The 7,571-nt window shown below is 42.0% G+C and carries 6 protein-coding genes; 5 read left to right on the top strand and 1 reads right to left on the bottom strand.

Annotation, left to right across the window (positions count from 1 at the left end):
* Nucleotides 1–167 precede the first annotated feature (167 nt).
* A complete protein-coding gene (locus tag QME45_14090) occupies nucleotides 168–743 on the bottom strand; it encodes a TetR/AcrR family transcriptional regulator C-terminal domain-containing protein (GenBank protein MDI6619761.1) in 576 nt (191 codons plus the stop codon).
* A gap of 469 nt (nucleotides 744–1,212) precedes the next feature.
* Between QME45_14090 and QME45_14085 the strand changes: the two genes are divergently transcribed.
* From QME45_14085 to QME45_14065, 5 genes are all read left to right on the top strand, one after another.
* Complete coding sequence (locus QME45_14085; protein MDI6619760.1) at nucleotides 1,213–1,917, top strand: ABC transporter ATP-binding protein; 705 nt, start codon at nucleotides 1,213–1,215, stop codon at nucleotides 1,915–1,917.
* Complete coding sequence (locus tag QME45_14080; protein ID MDI6619759.1) at nucleotides 1,917–5,552, top strand: ABC transporter permease; 3,636 nt, start codon at nucleotides 1,917–1,919, stop codon at nucleotides 5,550–5,552. The genes QME45_14085 and QME45_14080 overlap by 1 nt, the downstream gene beginning before the upstream one ends.
* A 306-nt stretch (nucleotides 5,553–5,858) precedes the next feature.
* Nucleotides 5,859–6,554 carry a response regulator transcription factor gene (locus QME45_14075; protein ID MDI6619758.1) on the top strand — a complete coding sequence of 232 codons (696 nt, stop codon included), beginning with the start codon at nucleotides 5,859–5,861 and terminating at the stop codon, nucleotides 6,552–6,554.
* A 2-nt stretch (nucleotides 6,555–6,556) separates the two neighbouring features.
* Nucleotides 6,557–7,081 carry a histidine kinase dimerization/phospho-acceptor domain-containing protein gene (locus tag QME45_14070; GenBank protein ID MDI6619757.1) on the top strand — a complete coding sequence of 175 codons (525 nt, stop codon included), beginning with the start codon at nucleotides 6,557–6,559 and terminating at the stop codon, nucleotides 7,079–7,081.
* A 69-nt stretch (nucleotides 7,082–7,150) separates the two neighbouring features.
* Nucleotides 7,151–7,483: a sensor histidine kinase gene (locus tag QME45_14065; protein ID MDI6619756.1), complete on the top strand. Its 333-nt coding sequence runs from the start codon at nucleotides 7,151–7,153 to the stop codon at nucleotides 7,481–7,483.
* Nucleotides 7,484–7,571 lie beyond the last annotated feature (88 nt).

The raw sequence follows: 7,571 nt of genomic DNA, 5'->3' as shown, positions 1-7,571 counted from the left end.
CCATAATATTCCTTAATACCCTAAATAATCAGTTAGCACAACAGATTAAATTAATGTTATTAAATTTTCTCATTTATAGTATTATAAGAGAAAAATATTAAAAGGCATCGGGATGAAAAGTCTTGGTGCCTTTTTTATAGGCTTTGGCTTTAACGATAGGACAAGCTTTATTTAAGTACTTCAATTCCGGTCATGATCATCTGCTCAGCCAAGGAGGCCATGTATTCAGGGGATTCCTTCAGGCCGTTCTCCAGCCAATTCTGTAAAAGCCCGATGCAGCCGGATACGATAAAGGAGTAAAAATATCCAAAGTTTTGCGATTTTCCCGTATCGAATATCTCCATCCAATCGTTAAGACATCGATCCTTCACTACATCTTTCAGTCTATTGATAAATGCAATATCACCGTTTTTACCTATTAATGCTTTGCACATGTCAGAGTTTTCGGCAACGAAACGAAATACATCGATAAGCATCGGGAGTGGTTTCCCGTTTAGAGACTTTAACGGATGCTTGGCTAATACATCGTGAAAATCCCTGAACATCTCCATTTCGATTTGTTCAATCATATCAAATATATCTTTATAATGCAGATAAAATGTTCCCCTGTTAATGTCAACCCGTTCGGATAATTCCCTGACAGTTATATCTTTTGCGCTTTTTTTTTCAAGAAGTTCCGTTAGACCCTGGCGGAGCAGCTTTTTTGTTTTCCGGATACGGCGGTCTGCATTTTTGTTACCCATAATTTTTCTCCTTAATTGACATTTGTTTTGATTTATGTTGATTAATTGACACGGTTAAATCAATTTGATTATTGTTGTTTACTATACTATTTATTATAATAGACTTGTGTCAATTAATCAACTATAGTCTTGAATCAATCTCGATTCGTAATATGGGCTCTATGTTATTTTGAACACTCATTCGACAGATTCAAGTTTTGTAAGTTCTAAGGCCAGCAGCCTTAAAAATCCAAGAGCTTTTGAAACTCGTTTCACTCAGACAATCAAAAGCTCTAAGGATTCTTTTGCGGCAGCAAAGCCAAGAACTTATCAAAACTTTCATAATGCTATTCGTCGCTCAAAATAACATAATCCTATTTATGCCTGATTTCAAATTACGAATTGAAGTTGAATCAAATTAATAGTTTATGAGCTATTTTTGATTCCCTCGAAGCTATAGAAAGTTACTAATAAGTAGAAGGAGACAATAATTATGTCATTTGTAGAGTTCAAAAATGTCCGCAAGGTATACCAAAGCGGTGAAGTAAAGGTTGAAGCGGTGAAAGGCGTTGATTTTACGATAAACAAAGGAGAACTTGCTATCATCGTCGGTCCTTCCGGCGCAGGCAAAACAACGGTTCTGAATATGCTCGGAGGCATGGATACCTGTACATCGGGCGATATATGCCTGGATGGTTCAGAGATCAGTAAATATAACCGTAATCAACTGATACAGTACCGCCGTGAAGATATAGGATTTGTATTTCAGTTTTATAATTTGGTACAGAATTTGACGGCTTTGGAGAATGTCGAGCTTGCTTCACAAATATGCAAAGATCCTCTTGATGCAAAAAACTGCCTTATCGATGTCGGACTTAAAGAGAGAATGCATAATTTCCCATCCCAGCTTTCAGGCGGCGAACAGCAGCGAGTTGCCATTGCACGTGCACTTGCTAAAAATCCGAAGTTGCTTCTTTGCGATGAGCCGACGGGAGCACTCGATTATAATACAGGTAAAAATATTTTAAAATTATTGCAGGACACCTGCCGCAACAATGGGAAAACCGTTGTCATCATCACGCATAATTCGGCTTTTGAAGCGATTGGCAACCGGGTAATCCGCATCAGCAACGGCACGGTCACGGAAATACGGGAAAATCCAGACCCAATGCCTGCGGAAAGGGTTGAGTGGTAATGAAAAGCATAGCGTTTCGAAAAAGCTCAAGACGCATTGTCAAAAGTACATTAACTCGTTTTGTATCCATTATCCTCATTTCTTTTCTGGGTGCAGGCGCATTTGCAGGGTTGGCGGCGATTTCACCAAATATGAAACGCGCCGGGGACGAATACTATGACAAAGAAAACGTCATGGATATACGCATGCTTTCTACGTATGGTTTTAGCGATGAAGATGTAAAAGCGATACGCAATACCGACGGCGTTTCAGGAGTCATGGCTAGCTATACGGTGGATGCAACGGGGTCGGTCGGAGATAAAGATTATGCATTCCGGATAAATGGATTATCCGAAACAGACTATACCTCTGCTCCGGATTATATCAACCAACTGAAGATGATAGACGGACGCTGGCCGGAAAAGGATGGAGAGGCAATAATCATACGTCCGTCGATAGGATTGAAAAATATCGTACTCGGTAGCACGGTTTCACTGGACAAAAGTTCAAATGATGCCGTTTCCAATACGCTGGGCCGGCTGAAATATACCATTGTAGGCATCGCGGAATCGCCATATTACTTGTCCTTTATGCAAGGTAATACCTCTGTCGGCAGCGGAACGATCGATTACGTCCTATACGTATCACATAAAAATTTTATTGTAGATGATTATACTGACATGTATGTGACCGTAAAAGGGGCAAAGGAGCTGAACGCTTTTGAGGACAGATACTTCAATTGTACAGACGCAGTGGTAGGGCGGCTTAAAACACTTGCCGAAAGACGCCAGACTCTTCAGCATGATCGGTTTAAATCGGATTTAACCGAAGCAAAGGGAAAATATGATAACGCCCAAAAAGATGCGGACAAAAAATTGGCAGATGCAAAATCACAGCTTGATAAGGGTGCAAAAGAAATTGAAGATGCAAAGAAGAAATATGCCGATGGGCTGGCCGAATACAATAGGCAGAAAGCCGATGCTGATCGAAGATTAGCCGATGCCAAAGCGCAGCTTGATGGTGCAGCGGCAAATATTGCTGATGGAGAAAAAAAGCTTGCAGACAAGCAACATGAATTTGCCTCGGCGGAGTCTGAATTGAGGGCTGCCAGAGGGAAGATTGATAACGGCTGGACTGACTACAATAAGAAAATTGCTGAACTTGCGAAGGGAAAAGCTGCTCTTGCAGAGAACAAGAAAACACTTGATGCAGCCCAGGCACAATATGACGCGGCTGCAACAACTGCCGAAAGAGACACAGGTATGACAATGGAGCAAATAGAATCTGCGCTCCCCTCAATGAAAGCACAGCTTGATAATTTGAAATCCAAATATGATGCGCTCTCTAAGCTTGCGGCACTGAAAGCGGCAAGAGATGCTGCCAAGGGAACACCGGAATACAATGAGCTGGATGAGCGATATAAGGCGGCATTGCAATCCGCCGGTCTTACCGAGGAACAGGCCGCCGGACAGATTGCGCAGATAGGCGCGGTAAAAGCGCAGCTCGACACAGCTCAGGCTCAGTATAGCAAGCTTGCTGAACTTGTATCGATGAAAGGTATTCTTGCTGGCAAATGGGCGGAATACAATGCGGCTGCCTCAAAAATAACAAATGGTGAAGCACAGCTTGCGGCTGCCAAACAAATGCTTGACAGCAGTGAAGCGGAATATTCAGCAAAGAACGCGGAACTTGAAAGTGCAGGGAAACAGCTTTCTGATGCAAAAAACAAATTGACTTCGGCAAAAGGGGCTTATCAAAAGGGCCTCAAGGAATATAACGTCCAAAAGTCAGAAGCGGAAACGAGAATAGCCGCTGTCAAAGCAGAGCTTGATAATGCCGCTGCCAAGATCGCAGATGGTGAAAAAGAACTTGCGAAAAAGCGACAGGAATACAACGATAAAAAGGCGGAGACCCATAAGGAACTGGCAGATGCAAAGCAAAAGATCGGGGATTCTGAGAGCAAACTCTCTGATTTGGGTCAACCGAAATGGTATGTGCTTGACAGAAATAAGAATGAGGCTTTCGTGAACTATAAGGATAGTACGGAACGTATGCATGATCTTGCCACTGTGTTTCCGATCGTATTCTTTCTTGTGGCCGCACTTGTGTGTTTGACTACTATGACACGTATGGTGGACGAGGAAAGAACGCTTATCGGCACTTTTAAAGCGCTCGGTTACCCGAACGGAAAAGTTGCGGGCAGATATTTGAAATATGCCGCTTCTGCCAGCCTGATAGGCAGCATACTCGGAATAATTGTAGGATTTTGGTTGATTCCGACCATCGCATGGGGAGCTTACGGCATCGCTTTTGCATTGCCTAAAATGACGCCGGCCTTCTACCTTGGTATCGGATTTATGTCTGTTTTCGCAACTGTCTTTATAACGACTCTTTCCACCGGTATTGCAGCAAAAAATTCCCTTAGGGAATCACCTGCAGACCTTATGCGTCCAAAGGCTCCTAAAAGCGGAAAACGTGTATTTTTAGAGTATGTAAAACCAGTTTGGAGCAGGCTTACATTTATACAAAAGGTTACTGTCAGGAATCTTGGATTAAATAAAAAGCGGTTGCTGATGTCCCTTGTTGGAATTATCGGCTGTACTGCGCTGGTAGTCACGGCTTTTGGCGCGAGAAACGCAGTGAAGGCTATTATGGACGACCAATTTGGTGATATCTTTCACTACAATGTTACAATAGATTTCAACGGGGAAAGTTCAGCAGCCGGTCTTGCCTCCAGATTATCGGACAAAACCTATTTTGATAAATCGGCAGAGGTACTCCATGGTTCTGCAGAGGCGAGCCTGAAGAATGATGATAAGAACACCTATAACATTTATGTCATATCCCCGAAGAAAGCGGAAGGGTTCACTGATTACGTGACTCTTTATGATCCCAAGACAAAGGAGAATATTAAATTTACAGACAGCAGCGCAGTGATTACTGAAAAGCTTGCGATGAATTTGAACGTCGGTATCGGAGATACAATTTGGGTGAAGTATCTGGACGAGAATGAGAGGCATCCTGTCAAAGTGACAGGGATTACAAAAAACTATACGTTCAATTATGTTTATCTTGGCAAGAGTGCCTATAAAGACTCATTCGGTGAAGCGCCCGAATACAATCAGTTTTTTGCTATTATGGCTGATGGCCATACTAAGGATGAAGTAAAGACATACCTGTCAGATGTTTCCGGTGTTGAAGTCATTACCTTTACCGACGATCTTATGGGTAACATCAGGACATCGATTAAGAGTGTAGACAATATAATATGGATTCTCATCATTTCGGCAGGGTTGCTTGCGTTTGTTGTTCTCTACAATCTGACGAATATCAATATCGGTGAACGTCAGAGAGAAATTGCCACGCTAAAGGTACTTGGCTTTTATGATAAGGAAACATACAGCTACATTTTCCGTGAAACATGGATTTTGTCGATTGTCGGCTGCCTCGCGGGACTGTTGTTTGGTATTTTCCTTTATCGCGCGGTTGTCACAACTGTAGAACCGGATATGCTCTTGCTTGATCGTGATCTTACATGGCAAGGTTATCTCGGCGCGGCAATTCTGACAATGTTTTTTACATGGATTGTCGATCAGTGTATGAAACCGAGAATTAAAAATATTGATATGCTGGAATCTTTAAAATCAGTAGATTAAGAAAACCCTTCCGCAAATGGGCAGGGCTCATGAGGAAACAATTAGTAAACAAAAAGATAGTCCGCAGATTGGTAATGTAAAATTTCAGTATGATGATTTCAAACAAGTAGATTAGACCGGAAATTTGGTTAACAGGCAGAGCGGAGACATGGATTGCATACTTGTCTGTTAACCGAATTTTTGACAATACTTTTGTACGCGGTTTTAGCTGACAGAGCATACTCTTATGTTTGTAGGGTGTCGGCCGATATTCTTGCTTTTATACGGATATACGCATATAATAGATTAAAAAGTGAGGGTAACGATATGAATAACAAAGTGCTGATTGTGGATGATGATGTTCAACTTGCTATGTTACTCAAACGATTGCTGGAGCGGGAAGGAATCGACGCTGATTTATGCAGTACCGGTGAGTGCGCTTTAGAATATATAGGCAAGAAAAATTATCATCTCGTTGTTTTGGATGTGATGTTGCCGGGTATCAATGGTTTTACCGTTTTGGAACGGCTTCGCACAATAAGCCTTGTTCCTGTTCTAATGCTGACAGCCGAAGATGAAAGCAAAGACAAAGTACGCGGATTGCGCGGCGGTGCAGATGACTATCTCACAAAGCCTTTCAATATGGATGAATTTGTCGCACGAGTGCAATCTCTTGTCAGAAGATATACAGCTTTCAATCACGACACAGAGGATGATCAGACGCCTCATTTCCAAGACTTGACTATTGATCCACAAACTTGTCAGGTCGTAGCTCATGGAAAAGCAGTGGAACTCCCAGCTAAAGAATTTGCGGTTCTGTTATACCTTGCGCAAAATCATGGAAGGGTGCGTACAAAAAAACAAATATATGAGACTGTTTGGGAAGAATCTTATGCCTATGATGACGCGAATCTGATGGGTTATATCAGCCGTATCCGCAAAAAGATTGAACAAGACCCGGCAAATCCATTTTTTTTGCAAACAGTAAAGGGAATGGGCTATCGCTTTAACGGGGAGGCATAGGTATGGGTAACAATGTGATCGTTCTAATTCTGTTGGCCGTAATAATAGCCGCATTACTCACAATTTTTGCTCTGGCCCAGCGTATTTATAAAATAAAAATACAACTGGCGGGAGTTTTCGACGTGCTGGACGATATTTCGCATGGCAACAATAACCGGCGTATTCTCGCCCATCCAGAAGATATAACCGCCTCCATATGTTACAAAATAAACGCTATCGTTAAAGGTTATAGGGACAAAATACTCGACTTAAATCAGGCTGCGGAAGCGAATCACAGGCTGATGACAAGCCTCTCACATGATATACGAACTCCTCTAACTTCTATCATCGGTTATTTGGATGTCGCCGTACAGAAAAATGATGACCAACGAACTGCCGATATAACAATCGCCAGACAAAAAGCGCATGACATGAAAGACTATGTTGATACTCTATTTGTATGGTGTAAGCTGAATTCAGGCGAAGAAAGCTTTCAGATTGAGCAGCTTGATCTGGCGGAATTGACACGAAATATTCTTCAGGATTGACTTCCTGTTTTCGAGAATAAAGGGCTTACTTATAACATAGATACGCCGGATGACCCTGTAATCGTTAATCTGGATAAAGAGTCGTATCAGCGTATTCTGAACAATATGATTCAAAATGTGCTTCATCACAGCAAAGCTACGCAGATTTTCGTAGCTGTATTTGCAGATAACAAAAAGGCCGGTGTCTCCGTCACTGATAACGGACGTGGAATTTCAAAAGTTGATTTACCGTATGTTTTCGAGCGACTATATAAGTGTGACCCAGCCCGTTCAGGAAGTGGAAGCGGGTTGGGATTATCCATCGTTCAGCGTTTGACAACAAAATTAGGCGGAAAGGTTTCCGTTGAAAGTATAGAGGGGAAAGGAAGCAAATTTTCGGTTACATTTCCAAGGGTTTCATGAAAGCGCCTGCATTGAGCAGGTGCCTTTTTTATCATGGTGAAATTTCAAAGTAAGTTCCACTTTTCTAAAGTAAATTCCATCTAAAGGC

Source organism: Clostridiales bacterium (genome assembly GCA_030016385.1).
Lineage (GTDB): Bacteria > Bacillota > Clostridia > Clostridiales > Oxobacteraceae > JASEJN01.
The sequence above is the reverse complement of the archived record's forward strand: the minus strand, read 5'-3'. Positions and strand labels throughout refer to the sequence as shown.